This window comes from Chelativorans sp. M5D2P16 (genome assembly GCF_034427935.1).
Classification (GTDB): Bacteria; Pseudomonadota; Alphaproteobacteria; order Rhizobiales; family Rhizobiaceae; genus Chelativorans.
In genome coordinates, this window is record NZ_JAXQNM010000026.1 from 82704 (window position 1) to 102367 (window position 19664).

General features: G+C 64.7%; 19 protein-coding genes and 1 tRNA gene. 8 read left to right on the forward strand and 12 right to left on the reverse strand.

Features of this window, described 5'->3' with window-relative positions; translation table 11 throughout:
- Positions 1–15 precede the first annotated feature (15 nt).
- The 4 genes from betI (at position 16) to SIN08_RS14190 (ending at position 3864) form a co-directional block, all read left to right on the forward strand.
- Positions 16–603, forward strand: coding sequence for a transcriptional regulator BetI (betI, locus tag SIN08_RS14175; RefSeq protein ID WP_322452249.1), 588 nt, complete (start codon positions 16–18; stop codon positions 601–603).
- On the forward strand, positions 596–2248 hold the full coding sequence (gene betA, locus SIN08_RS14180; RefSeq protein WP_322452250.1) for a choline dehydrogenase: 1653 nt from the start codon (positions 596–598) through the stop codon (positions 2246–2248). Before betI ends, betA begins: the two co-directional genes overlap by 8 nt.
- 16 nt (positions 2249–2264) lie before the next feature.
- On the forward strand, positions 2265–3728 hold the full coding sequence (gene betB / locus SIN08_RS14185) for a betaine-aldehyde dehydrogenase (protein WP_322452251.1): 1464 nt from the start codon (positions 2265–2267) through the stop codon (positions 3726–3728).
- Between the two features lie 59 nt (positions 3729–3787).
- Positions 3788–3864: transfer RNA gene (locus SIN08_RS14190), tRNA-Pro, on the forward strand.
- Between the two features lie 124 nt (positions 3865–3988).
- Here SIN08_RS14190 and SIN08_RS14195 read toward each other — a convergent pair.
- Positions 3989–4546 (reverse strand): phosphotransferase, encoded by a 558-nt coding sequence (locus SIN08_RS14195; protein WP_322452270.1) that lies wholly within the window; start codon positions 4544–4546, stop codon positions 3989–3991.
- A 214-nt stretch (positions 4547–4760) separates the two neighbouring features.
- Positions 4761–5168, reverse strand: a complete 408-nt coding sequence (locus SIN08_RS14200; protein WP_322452252.1) for a helix-turn-helix domain-containing protein — start codon at positions 5166–5168, stop codon at positions 4761–4763.
- An 87-nt stretch (positions 5169–5255) separates the two neighbouring features.
- Here SIN08_RS14200 and SIN08_RS14205 point away from each other — a divergent pair, with 87 nt between their 5' ends.
- Complete coding sequence (locus SIN08_RS14205) at positions 5256–5756, forward strand: SRPBCC domain-containing protein (RefSeq protein WP_322452253.1); 501 nt, start codon at positions 5256–5258, stop codon at positions 5754–5756.
- Positions 5757–5894: 138 nt separating this feature from the next.
- Here the strand turns inward: SIN08_RS14205 and SIN08_RS14210 are convergent, their stop codons facing one another.
- On the reverse strand, positions 5895–6365 hold the full coding sequence (locus SIN08_RS14210; RefSeq protein WP_322452254.1) for a GNAT family acetyltransferase: 471 nt from the start codon (positions 6363–6365) through the stop codon (positions 5895–5897).
- A gap of 138 nt (positions 6366–6503) precedes the next feature.
- On the opposite strand from SIN08_RS14210, the gene SIN08_RS14215 reads away from it, so the two are divergent.
- Positions 6504–6761 carry a hypothetical protein gene (locus SIN08_RS14215; RefSeq protein WP_322452255.1) on the forward strand — a complete coding sequence of 86 codons (258 nt, stop codon included), beginning with the start codon at positions 6504–6506 and terminating at the stop codon, positions 6759–6761.
- A gap of 597 nt (positions 6762–7358) precedes the next feature.
- Here SIN08_RS14215 and SIN08_RS14220 read toward each other — a convergent pair.
- The 6 genes from SIN08_RS14220 to SIN08_RS14245 all read right to left on the reverse strand — a co-directional run bounded on the left by SIN08_RS14220 (position 7359) and on the right by SIN08_RS14245 (position 13572).
- Positions 7359–8000, reverse strand: coding sequence for a 2-dehydro-3-deoxy-6-phosphogalactonate aldolase (locus tag SIN08_RS14220; protein WP_322452256.1), 642 nt, complete (start codon positions 7998–8000; stop codon positions 7359–7361).
- Positions 7997–8926, reverse strand: coding sequence for a 2-dehydro-3-deoxygalactonokinase (locus tag SIN08_RS14225; protein WP_322452257.1), 930 nt, complete (start codon positions 8924–8926; stop codon positions 7997–7999). Before SIN08_RS14225 ends, SIN08_RS14220 begins: the two co-directional genes overlap by 4 nt.
- An 8-nt stretch (positions 8927–8934) precedes the next feature.
- Complete coding sequence (locus tag SIN08_RS14230; protein ID WP_322452258.1) at positions 8935–10461, reverse strand: aldehyde dehydrogenase (NADP(+)); 1527 nt, start codon at positions 10459–10461, stop codon at positions 8935–8937.
- A 173-nt stretch (positions 10462–10634) separates the two neighbouring features.
- The gene (locus tag SIN08_RS14235) at positions 10635–11414 is read right to left on the reverse strand and encodes an ATP-binding cassette domain-containing protein (protein WP_322452259.1); all 780 of its coding nucleotides are present in this window, start codon (positions 11412–11414) and stop codon (positions 10635–10637) included.
- On the reverse strand, positions 11411–12448 hold the full coding sequence (locus SIN08_RS14240; RefSeq protein WP_322452260.1) for an ABC transporter permease: 1038 nt from the start codon (positions 12446–12448) through the stop codon (positions 11411–11413). Before SIN08_RS14240 ends, SIN08_RS14235 begins: the two co-directional genes overlap by 4 nt.
- Positions 12449–12531: 83 nt before the next feature.
- The gene (locus tag SIN08_RS14245; RefSeq protein WP_322452261.1) at positions 12532–13572 is read right to left on the reverse strand and encodes a sugar ABC transporter substrate-binding protein; all 1041 of its coding nucleotides are present in this window, start codon (positions 13570–13572) and stop codon (positions 12532–12534) included.
- 205 nt (positions 13573–13777) lie between these two features.
- Between SIN08_RS14245 and SIN08_RS14250 the strand changes: the two genes are divergently transcribed.
- Together SIN08_RS14250 and SIN08_RS14255 are read left to right on the forward strand one after the other, a co-directional pair.
- Complete coding sequence (locus SIN08_RS14250; RefSeq protein ID WP_416208074.1) at positions 13778–14989, forward strand: ROK family transcriptional regulator; 1212 nt, start codon at positions 13778–13780, stop codon at positions 14987–14989.
- Positions 14990–15023: 34 nt separating this feature from the next.
- Positions 15024–15944, forward strand: coding sequence for a carbohydrate kinase (locus SIN08_RS14255; protein WP_322452262.1), 921 nt, complete (start codon positions 15024–15026; stop codon positions 15942–15944).
- Position 15945: 1 nt separating this feature from the next.
- Here SIN08_RS14255 and cysQ read toward each other — a convergent pair whose 3' ends face one another.
- Genes cysQ through cysD form a run of 3 tightly spaced genes read right to left on the reverse strand, consistent with a single transcriptional unit; the run spans position 15946 to position 19588 of the window.
- Positions 15946–16776 (reverse strand): 3'(2'),5'-bisphosphate nucleotidase CysQ, encoded by an 831-nt coding sequence (gene cysQ, locus SIN08_RS14260; protein ID WP_416208075.1) that lies wholly within the window; start codon positions 16774–16776, stop codon positions 15946–15948.
- The gene (gene cysN / locus SIN08_RS14265; protein ID WP_322452263.1) at positions 16770–18683 is read right to left on the reverse strand and encodes a sulfate adenylyltransferase subunit CysN; all 1914 of its coding nucleotides are present in this window, start codon (positions 18681–18683) and stop codon (positions 16770–16772) included. The genes cysQ and cysN overlap by 7 nt, the downstream gene beginning before the upstream one ends.
- Positions 18683–19588 (reverse strand): sulfate adenylyltransferase subunit CysD, encoded by a 906-nt coding sequence (cysD, locus tag SIN08_RS14270; protein WP_322452264.1) that lies wholly within the window; start codon positions 19586–19588, stop codon positions 18683–18685. Before cysD ends, cysN begins: the two co-directional genes overlap by 1 nt.
- Positions 19589–19664 lie beyond the last annotated feature (76 nt).

A 19664-nucleotide genomic window follows, 5' to 3' on the forward strand; every position in this document is an offset into this window, starting at 1 on the left:
TATTAACTTCACGCCGTGCCCAAGAACGGAATGGAACCCGTGCGCCGCCAGGCGCTGATCAATGCCGCCATCGTCGCCATCGGTGAGCGCGGTTCGCTCGACGTCACCATGTCGGAAATCGCCGGCCGGGCCGGCGTCTCGCCCGCGCTGGCGCACCATTACTTCGGCGGCAAGGAGGATCTGCTGTTTGCAACCATGCGGCACATCCTCGCCGAGCTTGGCCGCGACCTGCGTTCGGCGGTCGAGGGGCTGGCGGGATCGGCGCGCCTGCGCGCCATCATCGGCGTCAACTTCTCGTCTAAGCAGTTCCGGCCGGAGATCATCGCCGCATGGCTCGCCTTCTATGTGGAGGCGCAGCGCAGCGTGCGACTCAGGCGGCTCTTGCGTGTCTATGCACGCCGGCTTCATTCCAACCTCGTCTTTGCCCTGAAGCCACTCCTTTCTGCCACCGAGGCGGAGCGCACGGCCGAAGGCATCGCCGCCCTCGTCGACGGCCTTTATATCCGCCGCGCGCTGAAGGACGGACCGCCGGACGCGGCCTCCGCGATCGCGCTGGTCGAGGACTATCTCAAGCTCAAGCTCGAAGGGTCCGGCAATGCTTGAAGCGGATTATGTCATCGTCGGCTCCGGCTCGGCGGGCTCCGCCCTCGCCTACCGCCTGTCGGAAGACGGCAAGCACTCCGTCATCGTGATCGAGTATGGCGGCAGCGATTTCGGGCCCTTCATCCAGATGCCGGCGGCACTGTCCTTCCCCATGAACATGCGGCGCTACGACTGGGGTTACAGCACCCAGCCCGAGCCGCATCTGGGCGGACGCGTGCTCGCCACGCCGCGCGGCAAGGTGATCGGCGGCTCCTCCTCCATCAACGGCATGGTCTATGTGCGCGGCCACGCGCGCGATTTCGACCACTGGGCCGAAACCGGCGCGGCCGGCTGGGCCTTCGCGGACGTGCTGCCCTATTTCAAGCGCATGGAGAACGCGAAGGACGGCGAAAACGGCTGGCGCGGCACGGACGGGCCGCTTCACGTGCAGCGCGGACAAAGACTTAATCCGCTCTTTCAGGCCTTTATCGAGGCGGGCCGCGAGGCGGGCTTCGAGGTGACGGACGACTATAACGGCGCCAAGCAGGAAGGCTTCGGTCCGATGGAGCAGACGATCCATCAGGGGCGCCGCTGGTCCGCTGCCAACGCCTATCTTAAGCCGGCCTTGAAACGGCAGAACGTGAGTCTCGTCAAAGGCTTCGCGCGGCGCATTGTCATCGAGAATCAACGCGCGACGGGCGTCGAGATCGAAGCGCGCAATGCGATTCAGGTCGTTAAAGCAAGGCGCGAAGTCGTCGTCGCGGCGTCCGCCATCAATTCGCCGAAGCTCCTCATGCTGTCCGGCATCGGCCCGGCGGAAGAATTGCGCCGCCTCGGTATCGAGGTGATAGCGGATCGGCCGGGCGTCGGAAAAAACCTGCAGGATCACCTGGAGCTCTATATCCAGCAGGCATGTCTCGAGCCGATCACGCTCTACTCGAAGCTGGGCCTGGCCTCGAAAGCGCTGATCGGCGCCGAATGGCTCCTCTTCAAGAGCGGCCTCGGCGCCTCCAACCACTTCGAGGCGGCCGCTTTCCTGCGCTCGCGCGCCGGCGTCGAATACCCGGATATCCAGTATCATTTCCTGCCGGTTGCCATCCGCTACGATGGCAAAGCGGCAGCCAAAGCGCATGGCTTCCAGGCCCATGTGGGGCCGATGCGGTCGAAGTCGCGCGGCGCGGTCACCCTTACCTCCTCCGACCCGTGGAAGGCGCCGGAAATCCGCTTCAACTATATGGCCCATGAGGACGACTGGGCCGATTTCCGACACTGCATCCGGCTGACGCGCTCGATTTTCGCCCAGGACGCCTTTGCGCCCTACCGCGGCCACGAGATTGCGCCCGGAGACGATGTCGCCTCGGACGAGGCGCTGAACGAGTTCATCCGCGAGCATGTCGAGAGCGCCTACCATCCCTGCGGCACCTGCCGTATGGGGGATCGGGCCGATTCGGCGAGCGTCGTCGATCCGCAATTGCGGGTGATCGGCGTGGAGGGGCTGCGGGTGGCCGACTCCTCCACCTTCCCGCGCATCACCAACGGCAATCTGAACGCACCATCCATCATGGTCGGCGAGAAGGCGTCCGATCATATCCTCGGCAAGCCGCTCCTGCCGCCATCGAACCGCGAGCCGTGGATCAATCCGCGCTGGCAGGTGTGCGACCGCTAACATTCGGAGAAGAACAATGCGTGCCCAGCCCAAGGCCTCGCACTACATCAACGGCGATTTCGTCGAGGACACGCAAGGCGATCCGCTCGCCGTCCTCTATCCGGCGACGGCCGAGACGATCGCCCGCCTCCACCTCGCCACGCCGAACATCATCGAACTGGCGGTCGAATCGGCGCGAGCCGCACAAACGTCCTGGGGCGGCCTGAAACCGATGGAGCGCGGCCGCGTTCTGCGGCGGGCAGCGGAGATCCTGCGTGAGCGCAACGACGAACTCGCCCGGCGGGAGACGCTTGACACCGGCAAGGCCATCCAGGAGACGCTGGTGGCCGATCCCGCTTCCGCGGCGGACGCGCTGGAGTTCTTCGGCTGCGCGATTGCCGCGCACAATGGCGATCACGTCGAACTCGGCGGCCCGTTCGGCTACACACGGCGCGAGCCGCTCGGCGTCTGTGTGGGGATCGGTGCCTGGAACTATCCCATCCAGATCGCCGCCTGGAAGGCTGCCCCGGCGCTCGCCATGGGCAACGCCATGATCTTCAAGCCGTCGGAAAACACCCCGCTTTCTGCGCTGGCGCTTGCCGAGATCCTCACCGAAGCCGGTCTGCCGGACGGGCTTTTCAACGTCGTGCAGGGTGCCGGGGAAGTGGGCGCTGCGCTCGTGGGCCATCCGGGCGTGGCGAAGGTTTCGCTCACCGGCTCCGTCGCCACGGGCAAGCGCGTCATGGGACTGGCCGGCGAACATATGAAGAAGGCGACCATGGAACTTGGCGGCAAGTCGCCCATCATCGTCTTCGACGACGCCGATGTGGAAAACGCCGTCGGCGGGGCCATGCTCGGCAACTTCTATTCCACCGGCCAGATCTGCTCCAACGGCACCCGCGTCTTCCTGCAGAAGGGTATCTACGACCGCTTCCTCGACCGGTTGACCGAACGCACGCGCGCCATCCGCCTCGGCGATCCGCTCGACCCCGATACGCACCTCGGCCCGCTCATCTCCGCCGCTCAGCGCGAGCGCGTCCTGTCTTATATCGAGCTTGGAAAGGATGAAGGCGCTCACCTGCATCTGGGCGGTGGCGTGCCCGGCCTACAGGGGCTCGAAAACGGCTTCTATATCGAACCGACCATCTTCACCGAGGTACGCGACGACATGCGGATCGCGCGCGAGGAGATCTTCGGTCCCGTCATGTCGGTCTTATCCTTCGGGACGGAGGAGGAAGCGGTCGCCCGCGCCAACGACACGGAGTTCGGCCTGGCCGCCGGCGTCTTCACGCGCGACATGGCCCGCGCCCATCGGGTCATCGGCGCGCTGCAGGCGGGAACTTGCTGGATCAACACCTACAACCTGACACCAATCGAACTGCCCTTCGGCGGTTTCAAGAATTCCGGCGTCGGCCGCGAAAACGCCCTTGCGGCACTCGACCACTATTCCCAGATCAAGGCGGTCTATGTCGAGACGGGCGATGTCGAAAGCCCCTACTGAAAGGCCGGTTTCGACTTGCGAAGCAGCCGCACGGCAGCTATAAGCCCGCCGTCGGGTCACGGAGTGTAGCGCAGTCTGGTAGCGCACCTCGTTCGGGACGAGGGGGTCGCAGGTTCGAATCCTGCCACTCCGACCAACATCTCCAAGGCGTCTGGCTCCGTCGTGCGCGGCACCTCACAAATATCCCACAGCAAACGTTTGTGCTTTTCGCGTTGTCGAGATCCTATGGCGCGCAATTTCGGTTGGCAGTTCCGCGCAGTCTAAATGCGTGAACGCAAAGCATAGCCGGTAGGACTCAATCGCTCGGTTACGTTGAGGACGGTCCAAGACGCGGCGGAGGCCGCCCAATTTGCCATCTCGGCATTGGCTTGCACCCGCCCTGATATTGCAAGAGCGGTCTGCCGCGCCACCGCATAGATCGCAATCTGGTCGGCAGAACAGCCCCGCTTTCCATACGCTTCCGCCATGGCTGACAAACGTCGAATTTGCTCATCGCCTGTATAGTCGGGATTGCCTAGATCGAGCCAGGCGAAAGCTGAATAACCCAAATCCCATAGACGGAGGCCCGGCACCATCGTGTGGAAATCGATTAACCCGTAAGGCAAGCCGTCTCGGAAGACCGCATTCGTCGGGCCCCAGTCATTGTGGCAGATGACCTCTGCACCGCTATCTCGGACAAGAGGAAAGTCTGCCGTTGCATCATGAAAGCGCTTTGGGAGATCCGCGGCGGTCGTAATCTGCGCATCACCGAAGTGACCAAGGTCGCTCGGCACCTCTCCTGGAAGGAAACTCAGAATTTCGCGATCCTGCTCGTCCATGCCCAAGAAGCGCGGCGCACCCGCAAAGCCCCTCCGCTCAAGGTGAGAAAGGAGGTCGTGTACATGCGCTCGATCTTTTGCGATCGGCCGCCTGACGGTGTCCCCAACGCGGGCGACACCGGCGGTAACGCGACCGCCATTGGAGCTAGCAAGGAGATGCAATTGAGCGCCCGGCCAACGGTCATGACCATTCCCGCTGATCTATGGCCTGCGCTCATGCGCCCTCCAGTATTTCCTCATGGGCGCCGGTTGCTCCCCAGCGAATGATTTCGGCCAGGATCGGCAGGAGTGCCCGTCCTCGATTCGTGAGGCTGTATTCCACCTTGCGCGGCACGACCGGATAGGCCTTGCGATCGATAAGGCCCCGCTGTTCCAGTTCCTTCAGCTCGCGGCTCAGGATGCGGGGCGTGATCGGCTTGCCCAGCCCCCCCTTGAGGAGCGAACGTCCGATCTCGCCGTAGCGATGAGGTCCGCTGTTGAGAACGCAAAGAATGTGAAGCTTGTAGCGGCCGCCGACGATCTGGTTGAACGCGATGGCCGGGCAAAGCCGGATATGGCTCATGTCGAGCCCTGTCAGCAGCGAGGCGGCTGGGCCCGAAAAACTTTCCGATCCTGCCTGCATGATTTTCTCCATACTATCTTTTTTGTCCGTATTTACGAAATCGTACTATGATGATTACCCTCCATCCATCGAAGAATGGAGGAGACAATGATGAAGTCCGATAGCCCCACAAGAGCAACATCGGTAACCGCGCTTGCCGATTTCGCGCGGGGCGAAGTTTCGGCCACGGCTCTGCTTCCCGCCACGCCCGATCGTGTCTTCCGAGCGATGACCTCGGCGGAAATCTGCCGGTGGTGGGTACATCCCGGCGTGTTCGATACCAGGGAATGGAATGGCGATGTGCGTGTCGGTGGGCGCTGGGAATCGGCTGGCATTGGGGGAGGACAGCCCTATCGGCTGAAGGGCGAATATCTCGAAATCGAGGTTCCCGTTCGGCTGGTTCATACGTGGAAGATGGTCGGCGAAGCGGGAAACCCGTCGACCGTCACCTATCGCGTGGAGCCGGAGGGCGACAGCGTGCGCCTGACGGTTGATCATGCGGGCCTGATGATCAGGGAGATATGCGAGGCGACGCGGGCGGGCTGGGAGACGAGTCTAACGCGCCTCGCCGAGATTCTGGCCGAGGAACGAGCGGCAGCTTCCGCATGAGCTATACGGCAGACTCGTGGAAAGCCCGGAAGGTGGTGGTCCCCCAGAAAGCTGATGTTTTGAAGAAGTTCGATCTCGCCGGTTGAACCTTCTTGTGCGTTACGGATCGAGCGTTTGGTCCTGGTCCGGTCGTGTTGGCTATTCGGATTCGTTTTCAACGTGGCTGGAGAACCACTGGTAAACGCCCAGCGCTACCAGCGCCAACATGGCCGAAGTGAACAGCGCCGCCGGATAAATAACCGCTGGAATATGCTCGCGACTCGTCTTGAAGACCATCACCAGTGCTTCCAGGCTGGCTGCGATTACAATGATCGTGATGAATTTTGTTATCGATCGTCGCGATTCCCGCGTGGAGCGCAGTTCCCTTTTGCGGAACAGTTCCTCCTCCGCGATGAACGTCCCCGCCTCTACCACGGCGAAGCCGATGATCATCAGTCCTATACCGTCCAACGTCCGGCGGACGCGGTCGACGATCGGGATTTCCGCGGCAATGACACTGCTGGCAATTTCCCAAACAGCAAAGCCCACCAGAAGAAAGGCTGAAACAAGCAAAGCGACCGTGGCGACCATAAAATAGGTGAGTGCCACTTTTTCGTAGAGTGTCTTCACGGCTAGCGCCCCTCCTTTTTGACTAAAGCGTCGGCGGAGCGTTTTCGTTCCTGCACAACCGGTGCTTGGTTGGTCCCGCGTGCTTGCCAGTCGTTACGGAAGGGCGACTGCCCATGCGCGCTCTACCAGCGTGTGGCAGTGTGCAAATCCAGCGCAGAACGCGGGCGGGCCATTGCCGCGACCGCATTGCACGCTATCTGTCTCTTCATGGCGAACGGCTTCGACAAACGGCAAGATACGGAAGGGCTATGGGAGGTCTTCGACAGCGACAGCGAGGAGGTCGTCCTGATAGACGGGCTGCCGTTGTCCGGACTCGAGGAGGACGAAGCCGACGAGGCCATCCGGCAGTTGAACGATGGCGAGGTCTCGCCCGACAGCAGCCCTGAGACGCCCTAGCCAGCCGATTTCTCTTCGCCTGGAGAGGCGGTGTCTGCCCAGTTTTCAGGATCGGCCGTGCGCAACAATCGCCTGATGCAGTCCGGGCAAAGTTCGCGTTCTACATCAAGCAACCTGCCTCCCCCGGCCAGGCGGATCGAGATCCTAACGAATCTGTGCCTGTCGATATCGCGCATATTCCGACTCTCACCGCACCCCTCGCAACGCCATGTTTCCTGCTTCTGCAAATCTTCCCCCGGAGCTGTCCCTTCATGCGGTGGCCGCATACCCCGCCGGATTCGACAAATAACGGGCTGGCGCCGTTTCGTTTCATGAAGATGCGGAATTTCGGGATCGATCAGCCTGCCAGCGGTCCAGCGCTTGCCATCAGGATACGAGAAAAGGCGCGCCCCACCATCTGTTCAGCAGACAATCCCAATTGCCCGAAGATTTCAATGACATCGGTAAATGTGGCTGATGCACTCCCTGTCGATAGAAACGTCCAAGCCCCAGGATAGAATGCGGGCGCGGTCGCCGAAGTCAATGCGGCAATTCAGGTAAGAACCGGTACGGGGTCCTGGATCGTTTCCCTTTTCCTCATTTGGCTGCTACCGGCGCTCAGCCGCTGGAAAAGACGGCGTCATACCCCGCCACGGCCGCGCGTGCCTTTTCGGCGACCTCGGCAGCACCGGCACCGGGGCTGTAAAGGCTGGAGCCGAGACCGAAGGTACGCACGCCGACATCGCCATAGGCCGCGAAATCGCGCTCTGACACGCCGCCGACAGCACCCACCGGCACGCCGGGCGGCAACACGGCCATGATCGCCTTGATCCCGGAGGGCCCGAGCACGCTCGCCGGGAAGAACTTCAGCGCCGAAGCGCCGGAGGCCGCGGCGGCCAGCGTCTCGGTGGGCGAAAAGACGCCGGGCATGGTCACCATGCCGCATTCGGCGGCACGAGAGAGCACGGCGGGGTCGACATTGGGGCTCACGAGAAGGTTTCCGCCGCAATCGCGAAGCCGGTCCACATCCGCCACGCTCAGCACAGTCCCGGCGCCGATCAGAACGTTGTCCGGGGCCAGCTTGCGGGCACGCTCGATGGAACGGAACGGTTCCGGCGAGTTCAGCGGCACCTCGATCGCCTCGATCCCCGCCTCAAGCAGCGCCTCAACGATGGCCGGCGCTTCCTCGGGCCGCAGCCCGCGCAGGATGGCGACGAGGTCGCGGCGCAATTGGGGCCAGGGAATACGTTGTTGCGTCATGCAATTGTCCTTTCCGGCCAGAGGGCCCTCGCGGCGAAGAAGAGACCTTGCCGGACCAGCGCCCCACCATCCAGGTTGCGGCAGCCGAAGCCCGCGGCGGTGAGTGCCGCTTCGTAGGCCCGTGCCTGAGCTCCGCCGGCCACCAGAAACACCTCGCCCGCCCCTTCGCAACGCGCGCGCATAGCGGCGACCTCCGCACCGATCAGCAGTCCGGACAGCCGTGCACTGGCCTCGGCGGGGGCGCCTCGGCCAAGAAGTGCTGCGGCGCGGATAGTGAAGAGGCGTCCGGTCAGTCCAGCGCCCTCCTCCAGCATCTCGCCCACTGCATCGGTGAAGGCGGAGGAAGCGGGCTCCCCGTCCGCGCCGACCGTCTCGGCAAGGATGGAGTGTTCGCTCAGGATGGCGAAGAGCTCGCCGGTCATGAATGTGGTGAACGCCGTAAGCCGCCCCGCCTCCAGCCAGGCCCATTTGGAATGGGTGCCGGGCAGGCAGAACAGACCCGTACCGTGCCTGGCCGCGCGTGCGCCGGCAAGCTGGGTCTCCTCGCCGCGCATCACGTCTTCGCAGCCCGCCGTGCGCCGGCAGACACCAGGCAGGATGCGCACATCGCGCCCCAGCCCTTCGACGCGAACGGCGTGACTGTGCAGCGCGTCGAGCGGCGCCGGCGTGTCGAGATAGGCCGCCTCGCGCCAGGCCCCGCGCGCGCCCGCCATGCCGGCCACCACGACCGGCAGGTCAGCAGGCGCGCCGAGCGCTTCGAGGTGCGTCTCCATAACGGCGGCGAAGCGGTCGGGCAGGCAGGCGCGCATACCCTCCCCACTCGTCCGCTCGCCGAGCACCCGGCCCGCCTCGTCCATCAGCCACAGCCGCAGGTTCGTCGTGCCCCAATCGATGGCGGCACAGAAGGCGGGTCCGGGCCCGGCCATGGCGCGCCTCAGGACTGGACCAGATCCGCCGGCAGCAGGGCCTCCGGCAGGTTCTGGAAGGCAACCGGACGCAGGAAGCGGCGGATCGCCAGGGTGCCGACAGAGGTGGTGGAGGCGTTGGTGCTGGCCGGATACGGTCCGCCATGCATCATCGCGTCGCTCACCTCGACGCCGGTCGGAAAACCATTGGCGAGAAGCCGGCCGGCCTTGCGCTGCAGAATGGGCATCAGCGAAGCGGCCAGCGCCGTGTCGGCGTCGTCCATGTGCAACGTGCAGGTGAGCTGCCCTTCGATCCCGCGCGCGATCGCACGCATCTGCTCCTCGTCCTTCGCACGCACGAAAATGCCCAGCGGCCCGAACACCTCGTTGTGCATGTCGGGATTGGCGAGCCAATCCTCGCCCGTGGTCTCGAGAAGGTCCGGGCCGGCATTGCGGCCCTCGGCCTTGGAGGCCAGCCGCGCCCGCGCGCAGCCAAGGCCGGACAGGCGATCGCGGCCGCGCCGGTAGGCATCGGCGATACCCGCCGTCAGCATCGGCTGCTCGACGGCCTTCTCCAACTCGGCCTGTGCCGCGCCGGCGAAGACATCGGCATCGCTTCCCTCCAGCGCGATCGCCACGCCGGGATTGGTGCAGAACTGCCCCACCCCCATGACGAGCGAGCCGGCCCAGCCCTCGCCGATCTTGGCGCCGCGGGCCGCCAGCGCTGCCGGCAGCACGAATTGCGGATTGATCGACCCGAGTTCGCCGAAGAAGGGGATGGGCTCCGGCCGGTTCTGCGCCAGGTTGAAGAGCGCGCGGCCGCCGCCGAGCGAGCCGGTGAAGCCGACCGCCTTCACCAACTCGTGGGTGACGATCGCCTCGCCCGCCTCGTTGGTGTTGCTCTGGATGAGAGAGAAGACGCCCGGGTGCTGGCCCGTTTTCTCGATTGCGGCGGCGATCGCTTCGGCGACGATCTCGCCGGTGCCCGGATGGGCCGGATGGCCCTTCACGATCACGGGGCAGCCGGCCGCGAGCGCGGACGCCGTGTCTCCGCCGGCGGTCGAGAAGGCGAGCGGGAAGTTCGATGCCCCGAACACGCCGACCGGCCCGATGGGAAGCTGGATCAGCTTCAGGTCGGGCTTGGGCGCGGGCTTGCGCTCCGGGTCGGCCGGATCGTGACGGCGGTCGAGATAGTCGCCCTTTTCGATGTGGCTGGCGAACAGGCGGAGTTGGCCCGTGGTGCGGGCACGCTCGCCGTTGATCCGCGCCTCGGGCAGCCCGCTTTCCTGGGTTGCGATCTGTGTGATCGCCTCCGCCCGCGCCTCGATTTCATCGGCGATGGCGTTCAGAAACGCCGCGCGGTCGGCGCGGCGCGAATAACCGTATGTCCAGAAGGCGTCCTCGGCGGCCTTCGCCGCGCGGTCGACATCGGCGGACGTGCCGACGGCGAACTGATGCGCCGGGCCGGCCACCGGATCGGAGGAAAAGGTCTTATCGCCTCCGACCCACTCGCCGGCAATCAGGTGTTTTCCGCGTGGCTCGAAGTTCTCAGACATGTTCCGTTCCTTGTGAAGAGTTCCTGGAGGGAGAGCCCTTATCTATTCTCCCAGAACCGCCACGTCGACCGGTTGACGCGAAGAAAAGCGCATGAGTCGTCAAGCCGACCTTGCTGCCGGATAGCAAGTGGGTGGGGACAGGCGCGCCGCGCGGGCGACCCCGCGCGCCGACTTCAGGCCGCCATGGCCTCGGCCGGGGGCTCCTTGGCGCCGGTCATGAAGGCGACGGCGTCGGACATCGTATAGTCCTTGGGATCGATGACGCACAGGCGCCGCCCGAGCCGGTGTACATGGATGCGGTTGGCGACCTCGAAGACATGCGGCATGTTGTGTGAAATCAGAACAATAGGCAGCCCGCGTGCACGCACGTCCTGGATGAGGTCGAGCACGCGGCGGGACTCCTTGACGCCGAGCGCCGCCGTCGGCTCGTCCATGATCACCACCTTGGAGCCGAAGGAGACGGCGCGCGCCACGGCCACGCCCTGGCGCTGGCCTCCGGACAGGGTCTCCACCGCCTGGTTGATGTTCTGGATCGTCAACAGGCCGAGTTCCGCCAGCTTCTGGCGCGCCTGGCGCTCCATCTCCGCGTGGTCGAGCATCTTGAAGACTTGACCGAGCACACCCGACTTGCGGATCTCTCGGCCCATGAACATGTTGTCGGCGATCGACAGCGCCGGCGACAGCGCCAGCGTCTGATACACCGTCTCGATGCCGGCCTGGCGGGCGGCCAGCGGAGAGGCGAAATTGATCGGCTCGCCGTTCAGCGTGATCTCACCGCTGTCGACCTGGATGGCACCGGAAAGCGCCTTGATCAGCGTCGACTTGCCAGCGCCGTTGTCGCCGATCACCGCGAGCACCTCGCCGGGGTAAAGGTCGAAGTCGGCCCTGTCGAGGGCCACCACATGTCCGTAACGCTTGACGATGCCGCGCGCCTTGAGAACGGGTTCCGTCATGCCGACACCTTTCTAATCCACTGGTCGATGGCGACCGCCAGGATGATGAGCCAGCCCGTCGCGAAGAGCTGCCACAGCACTTCCACGCCGGCGAGCCTCAAGCCGGAATTGAACACGCCGACGATCAGCGCGCCGAGCATGGGGCCGAGAATCGAGCCGCGCCCGCCGAAAAGCGAGATTCCGCCGATCACCACCGCGGTGATGGACTGGAGATTCGCCTCGAAGAAGGAGGTGGGGGACACCGAGCCGACGCGGCCGATGGACGACCACGCCGCCAGCGCCACGATGAAGCCCGCCGCCATATAGACCGAAACGAGGATCCGGTTGGTGCGGATACCGGCGAGTTCCGCCGCTTCCTTGTCGTCGCCGACGGCGTAGACGCGTCGTCCCCAGGCAGTGTACTGCAGCACGTACCACAGCACGATGAAGATCGCGACCATCAGCACGACGCCCCAGGTGAGCACGGCGCCGCCGACCTCGAAGCGTTCGCCGAAGAGCTTCAGGAGCGGCGCTTCGGCGTCCAGCGTTTGGGAACGGATCGTCTCGCGGCCCGAGAAATAATAGTTGAGCGCCAGGAAAACGTTCCACGTGCCGAGCGTGGTGATGAAGGGCGGCAGGCGCACGGCGGTCACGAGCAGGCCGTTGACCGCCCCGGTTCCCAGCCCGCACAGCATGCCCGCCAGAATGGCGAGCGGCACCGGAACGCCGAAGTCGACCGAGAGCCGGCCCATGATGACTGAGACCATCACCATGACGGCGGCCACCGAAAGATCGATGCCGGCGGTGAGGATGACAAGGCTTTGCGCCGCCGCCAGCGTGCCGACGATCGCCACCTGCTGCATGATCAGCGACAGGTTGAAGGCGGAAAAGAAATTGGGCGAGATCAGCCCGAAGATCACCGTCGACAGCAAGAGCACGATGAACGGTACCATCGTCGGGTTAGCGTGAAGAAAGCGCTGCACCGTCGCCAATGGTCCACGGGTGACGTGATCGAACTGTGCGAACTGCTCGGCCACGCCTTCTTGCTTACTCATGTCCGACATCCCTGCCTCTTCCAGCATGGAGGGGCGGCCGCGAGTGCCGCCCCGTCACATGAATGAACGGCCTTGCCCCGGGATCAGCCCCAGCAGCGCTCCAGCCCCTCCTCCACGGAAATGGAGGGAATGCCCTCGACCGGATCGTCGGTGACGAGGTTGACGCCCGTGTTGAAGAAATCAAGGCCCTCGCTCGGCTCGGGCACCGTGCCGTCCTCTGCGTACTGAGCGATCGCCTCGATGCCCATCGAGGCCATCAGCAGCGGATATTGCTGAGCGGTGGCGCCGATGATGCCCTCGGCGACATTCTGGACGCCCGGGCAGCCGCCGTCGATCGAGACGATCGTCACGTCGTCGGCCTTGCCGAACGCGTTGAGCGCCTCGTAGGCACCCGCCGCAGCCGGCTCGTTGATGGTGTAGACGACGTTCAGGTTCGGATCGACCTGAAGCAGGTTCTCCATCGCCCTGCGGCCGCCTTCCTCGTTGCCGTTGGTGGCCTCGTGGCCGACGATGCGCGGATCGTCCTCGTCGCCCCACTGGTTGGGGTCGGCCGTGTCGATGCCGAAGCCCGTCATGAATCCTTGGTCGCGCAGGACGCCCACCGAGGGCTGGCTCTCGTTGAGGTCGAGGAAGGCGATGCGCGCATTCTCCGCCTCCTCGCCAAGCGTCGCCTTCGCCCAGGCGCCGATCAGGCGGCCGGCCTCGAAATTGTCGGTGGCGAACGTCGCATCGGCGGCGTCGAGTGGCTGCAACGGCGTGTCGAGCGCGATCACCAAAATGCCGGCCTCGCGGGCGCGGCGGACGAGCGGCACGATGGCCTTGGTGTCGGACGCGGTGATAAGCACACCATCGACGCCCGCGGCGATACAGCTTTCCATCGCCTGCTGCTGGGTCTCATGGTCCCCGTCCACGCGACCGGCATAGGTGGAAAGCTCGATGCCAAGCTCTTCCGCCTTCTGCGTCGCGCCTTCCTTCATCTTGACGAAGAACGGGTTGATGTCCGTCTTGGTAATGAGACAGGCGCTTACCTGCTCGTCCTGCGCAGCGGCAGGCTGGGCAAGCCCGAGGATGGCGGCGCTCGCAAGCGCGAACGCAGTGGTCTTCAGTAGCGCATATTTGTTCACGGTAATCCTCCCGAGAAAACATGAGATGACGCCTGTCGGCGCCACGAGGTGTCAGCCCTTTTCGAGCGATCACACGCAGTCAGAAAACAGAAGGATCACGGAGCTGTCAATATATAAATCAACTTTATTTATTTATTGTTGACTTGACGCGCCGGGCGCAGCATTCTGCGCCGCAATCCATGCCGGGAGGGAAAGGAACCAGTCCGTGGAAATCGGCCTGCAACGAGAGGGCGAAGAGGCACCGCCACGCCAGAATCTGGGCACCAACCAGAGCGGCATGCGCGACTATAACGAGCGCCTCGTCCTTTCGCTCCTGCGCCGCAACGGCAGCCTCGCCAAGACCGAGATCGCGCGCATGACCGGGCTTTCCGCCCAGACCGTCTCGGTCATCATGCGCCGGCTCGAAGCGGAGGAACTTCTGGTGCGCGGCGATCCGCAGCGCGGCAAGGTGGGGCAGCCCTCCATTCCGATGAGCCTCAATCCCGACGGCGCCTTTTTCCTGGGCCTGAAGATCGGACGGCGCAGCTCGGAGCTGGCGCTGATCGATTTTTGCGGCACGATCCGCCGCACATGCCGGCACTCCTACGCCTATCCGACACCGGCAGAGACGATCCGCCTGGTGACCGCGGACATGGACGAGATCGCCGGCAGCCTCGCGCCCCGGGACTGGGAGCGTGTCGCCGGCCTGGGGATCGCCATCCCCTTCCAGCTCTGGAACTGGGCGGACGCCGCCGGGGCGCCGCCGGGGGCCATGGACGGCTGGCGGGAGGTGGATATTCGCGCCGCGGTTGCGGAAAAATGTCCCTTCCCGGTCTATCTGCAGAACGATGCGACCTCGGCCTGCGGCGCCGAACTCGTCTTCGGCGATCCGCCCGCCCGGGGCGATTTCGTCTATCTCTATCTCGGTGCTTTCGTCGGCGGAGGCGTGGCTCTCAGCGGCCGCCTGTTCGGGGGACGCACCGGCAATGCCGGGGCGCTTGGATCGATGCCCGTTCCGGACAGGAACGGCAGGATGCGGCAGCTTATCGACATCGCTTCCCTGAGCGCGCTTGAAAAACGGCTTCTGGCGAGCAGACGGGACACCACGCATCTGTGGGTCTCCCCCGACGACTGGGGCGCCCAGGGACCGGAGGAAAGCGCGTGGATCGAAGAAGCCGCACACGGTCTGGCGCATGCGATTCTGGCCGCCTCGGCGGTAATCGATTTCCAGACGGCCGTGATCGACGGATGGCTGCCGCTTTCCGTTCGCGCCGCGATCGTGGAGCGCACGGCGCACCGCCTCGCCGGTCTCGATTCGGAGGGCATCGCCCTGCCCGCCGTGCGCGAGGGAACGGTGGGGCGCCACGCCCGCGCGCTGGGCGGCGCAAGCCTGCCGCTGGCTGACCGCTTCCTCGTCGGCGCCCAATCCGCTTTTTGATCCGGCCATCAATCTAACCGAGGGAGGAGAAACCATGATCCTGTGCTGCGGCGAAGCGCTGATCGACATGCTGCCGCGCGAAGCGAAAAGCGGCGAGAGCGCTTTCGCCCCGCATGTGGGCGGCTCGGTCTTCAACAGTGCGCTGGCGCTCGGCAGGCTGGAGACGCCTGCGGGCTTCTTTTCGGGGCTTTCCGACGACCTCTTCGGCGTCCGGCTCCAGGCGGCCCTGCGCGAAAGCCGGGTCGATCTGACCTATGCCAGGATCTCGAGCCTTCCCACCACGCTCGCTTTCGTCACTCTCGCGGACGGACAGGCGAGCTATTTCTTCTATGACGAGAACACCGCCGGGCGCATGCTCTCCGAATCGGACCTGCCACGCCTCGACGACGGGGTGGAAGCGCTCCTGTTCGGCGGGATAAGTTTGGCGACGGAGCCCTGCGGGGGCACCTACGAGGCGCTGATGGCGCGCGAGGCCTCCACCCGGGTCACCATGCTCGATCCCAATATCAGGCCGGTCTTCATCAAGGATGCGGAGACCCACAGGGCGCGCATGCGCCGCATGATGGCGATGGCCGACATCGTGAAGATTTCGGAAGAGGACCTTGCCTGGCTTGGCGGAACGGGTGGCCACGCCGAGGCAGCGCGGGACTTGCTCGGGGCGGGCACGAAGCTCGTCGTGATCACCAGCGGCGGCCGGGGCGCAGCGGCATTCTGGAACGGCGGCAGCGCGGTGGTCGAGGCAGTGCCGGTGGAGGTCGTCGACACGGTGGGCGCGGGGGATGCCTTCAATGCCGGCATGCTGGCAGCCTTGCGGGAGGCGGGCGCCCTGAGCAAGGCGGGCGTGGCACGGCTGCAGGAAGGCACCGTGCGCGATGCGCTCGCCTTTGCCGCGCGCGTTGCCGCGATCACCGTCTCGCGCGCCGGGGCAAACCCGCCCTGGCGGGCGGAAATGTAACCTAAACGCGGGCGGCGGGACGCCCCTCGGCGATGAAGAACGGGTTGGCGAAGGCTTCAAGCCCCTCCCCGCCCTTCGGGCCATAGGTGATCGGCGCGCCTTCGAGCGTCAGCGTGCGCCCACCGGCGGCCCGCAGCACGGCATCCCCCGCGGCGGTATCCCACTGCATGGTGCGGCCGAAGCGCGGGTAGAGGTCCGCCTCGCCGCGCGCCAGCATGCAGAACTTGAGCGACGAGCCGACCGACACGGTCTCCGCACCCGGATAACGCTCGATGAAGGCGACCGTCTCCGGCGTGGAATGGGAGCGGCTGGCGACGATGGCCGGTGGCGTGTGCGCCGGGCGGGCGACAATCTCGCGCCGGCCCGTCACCTTCCCGCCATCGCGTACTTCCACCTCGAAAGCAGCTCCCGGCCGGCCGGAATAGAGCAGGTCGCGCGCCGGCGCATAGACGACCCCGACCACCGGCACACCCTCTTTCACCAGGGCGATGTTGACCGTGAAGTCGGCCCGGCGGTTGATGAATTCGCGCGTGCCGTCAAGGGGGTCGACCAGGAGAAAGCCGTCATCGCCACAGACCGGCAGCACGCCTCCGGAAGCCTCTTCCTCCGAAACGCAAGGTGCCCCGGCAAGGGTGGCGCGCAGCCCTGAGAGGATGACACGCTCGGCCGCCCGGTCGGCCTCCGTCACCGGCGAGGCGTCGGCCTTCTTCTCGACGCTGACGCCCTCGTGGTAATGCACCATGATCTCGCGGCCGGCGGCCAACGCAAGTTCCTCGAAAAGGCCGAGAAGCGCAGCCTCGTCATTCAGCCGTTCCACGGTGTCGTTCAGCAATAGCCTCGCTCCCGCATCCACGTTTCCAACTCGTCCGCCAGATCTTCGGGTGCACGGCCCACCGTCTTCAGGTGAACGTCGGCCCGTTCCGGCTCCTCATAGGGCGAGTCGACGCCGGTGAAGTTCTTGATCTCGCCCTTGAGCGCGCGGGCATAGAGTCCCTTGGGGTCGCGCCTGGCGCATTCCTCGAAAGGCGTGTCGACGAAAACCTCGACGAACTCGTCCTGCGCCATCAGGTCGCGCGCCATGCGGCGCTCGGCGCGGAAGGGTGAGATGAAGGAGACCAGGACGATCAGCCCGGCATCGGCCATCAGGCGCGCCACCTCCGCCACGCGGCGGATGTTCTCCACGCGATCCTCCTCGGTGAAGCCGAGGTCGCGGTTGAGCCCGTGGCGCACATTGTCGCCGTCGAGGATGTAGGTGTGGCGACCAGCCGCGTGCAGCTTCTTCTCCAGGAGATTGGCGACGGTCGACTTGCCGGAGCCGGACAGCCCCGTGAACCACAGGACTGCGGGCTTCTGATGCTTCAACTCGGCGCGCGAGTTCTTCGACACATCCAGCGCCTGCCAATGGATATTGGCCGCCCGGCGCAAGGGATAAAGCATCATGCCGGCGCCGACGGTGGCGTTGGTCAGCCGGTCGATCAGAACGAAGGCGCCGGTGGTGCGGTCGTCCTGGAAGGCATCGAAGGCGATCGGCGCCTGGAGCGAGAAATTGCAGACGCCCACCTCGTTTAAGTTCAGGCACTTGGCCGCCTCGTGGGCGAAATTGTTGATATTGATGCGATGCTTCAGATGACTGACTGTGGCGTTCACCTCGTCCGTCTCGGTGCGCAGGAGATACATGCGCCCGGGAAGCAGCGGATGCTCGTCGAACCACACGACATTGGCGGCGAGCTGATCGGCGACATGCGGCCGGGCCTCCGGTGCAACGAGCATGTTGCCGCGGGAGACCTCGATCTCGTCCTCCAGAAGCAGCGTCACCGCCTCGCCTTCAACGGCGCGCGCCTTGTCACCGCCGTAGCTGGCGATCCGCTTGACGCGCGAGCGCTTGCCCGACTTGGCGACGACCACGTCGTCACCGACGGCGACCGTGCCGGAGGCGACGGTGCCCGCGAAACCGCGGAAATCGAGATTGGGCCGGTTCACATACTGCACGGGAAAGCGGAAGGGACGCTCCCTCGCCTCGGCCTCGACGTCCACCGTCTCCAGATGGTCCAGCAGCGAGGGACCGGAATACCACGGCGTCTTTTCCGACGCCCTGGTGACGTTGTCGCCGTAGCGCGCCGACATCGGGATGGGCACCATGGAGGTGAAGCCGAGATCCTTCGCGAAGGACTCGTACTCGGCCACGATGTCGTTGAAGATCGCCTCGTCGAAATCAACGAGGTCGATCTTGTTCACTGCCAGAACGATGTGGCGGATGCCCAGAAGGGAGGCGATCATGGAATGCCGCCGCGTCTGTCTCAGGATTCCCTGCCGGGCGTCGACGAGCACGATGGCGAGATCGGCGGTGGAGGCGCCGGTCGCCATGTTGCGCGTATACTGCTCGTGGCCCGGCGTGTCGGCGACGATGAACTTGCGCAGGGGCGTTGAGAAGAAGCGATAGGCGACGTCGATGGTGATGCCTTGCTGACGCTCCGCCTCCAGTCCATCCACGAGCAGGGCAAAATCGATATCCTCTCCAGTCGTGCCGTGCTTCCTGGAATCCTGCTCGAGGGCCGAAAGCTGGTCTTCGAAAATCAGCTTCGTGTCGAAGAGGAGCCGGCCGATCAGGGTCGACTTTCCGTCGTCCACCGAACCGCAGGTCAGAAACCGCAGAAGCGTCTTGTTTTCCTGAGTCGCCAGATAGGTGCGGATATCGGCGGCCTCGATTTCGGGAAGCGTGGAGTCGTCGACCTTCAGCATCAGAAATATCCTTCCCGCTTCTTCTTTTCCATCGAGCCTGTCTCGTCACGGTCGATGAGGCGGCCCTGCCGCTCGGAGGTGCGCGCCGTCAGCATCTCGGCGACGATGTCCTCCAGCGTTTCGGCCTCGGAATCGATGGCGCCGGTCAGCGGATAGCAGCCAAGCGTGCGGAAGCGCACCTTCCGCTCCTCGACCTTCTCGCCGGGCAAGAGCTTCATGCGATCGTCGTCGACCATGATGGTCATGCCGCCACGGTCCACCACCGGCCGCTTCTTGGCGAAGTAGAGCGGCACGATCGGGATGTTTTCCTGGAGGATGTATTGCCAGATGTCGAGCTCGGTCCAGTTCGACAGAGGAAAGACGCGAATGGATTCGCCTTGCGCGACACGGGTATTGTAGATTTTCCACATCTCCGGGCGCTGGTTCTTCGGATCCCAGCTGTGGGAGGCGGTGCGGAAGGAGAAGATGCGCTCCTTGGCGCGCGACTTCTCCTCGTCGCGCCGCGCGCCCCCGAAGGCCGCGTCAAAGCCGTATCTGTCGAGTGCCTGGCGCAGGGCCACGGTCTTCATGATGTTGGTATGAACGTTGGAGCCGTGGTCGAAGGGGTTGATGCCGTCGCGCACGCCCTCCTCGTTGGTATGGACCAGAAGGTCGAAGCCGAGTTCGGCGGCCATACGATCGCGAAAGGCGATCATCTCCTTGAACTTCCAGGTCGTATCGACATGCAGGAAGGGAAAGGGCGGCTTGGCGGGATAAAAGGCCTTCATCGCCAGGTGCAGCAGGACGGAGGAGTCCTTGCCGATGGAATAAAGCATCACCGGCTTCGAGAAGGTCGCCGCCACCTCGCGCATGATGTGGATCGACTCGGCTTCCAGGCGCTGGAGATGCGTAAGGGTTCCCGGCATATTTTCGAACCTTCGTACTGTCGTTACTCTCCCGCGACGGGAACACTCCGGCAATAGCATGGCGATCCTGAGGCGC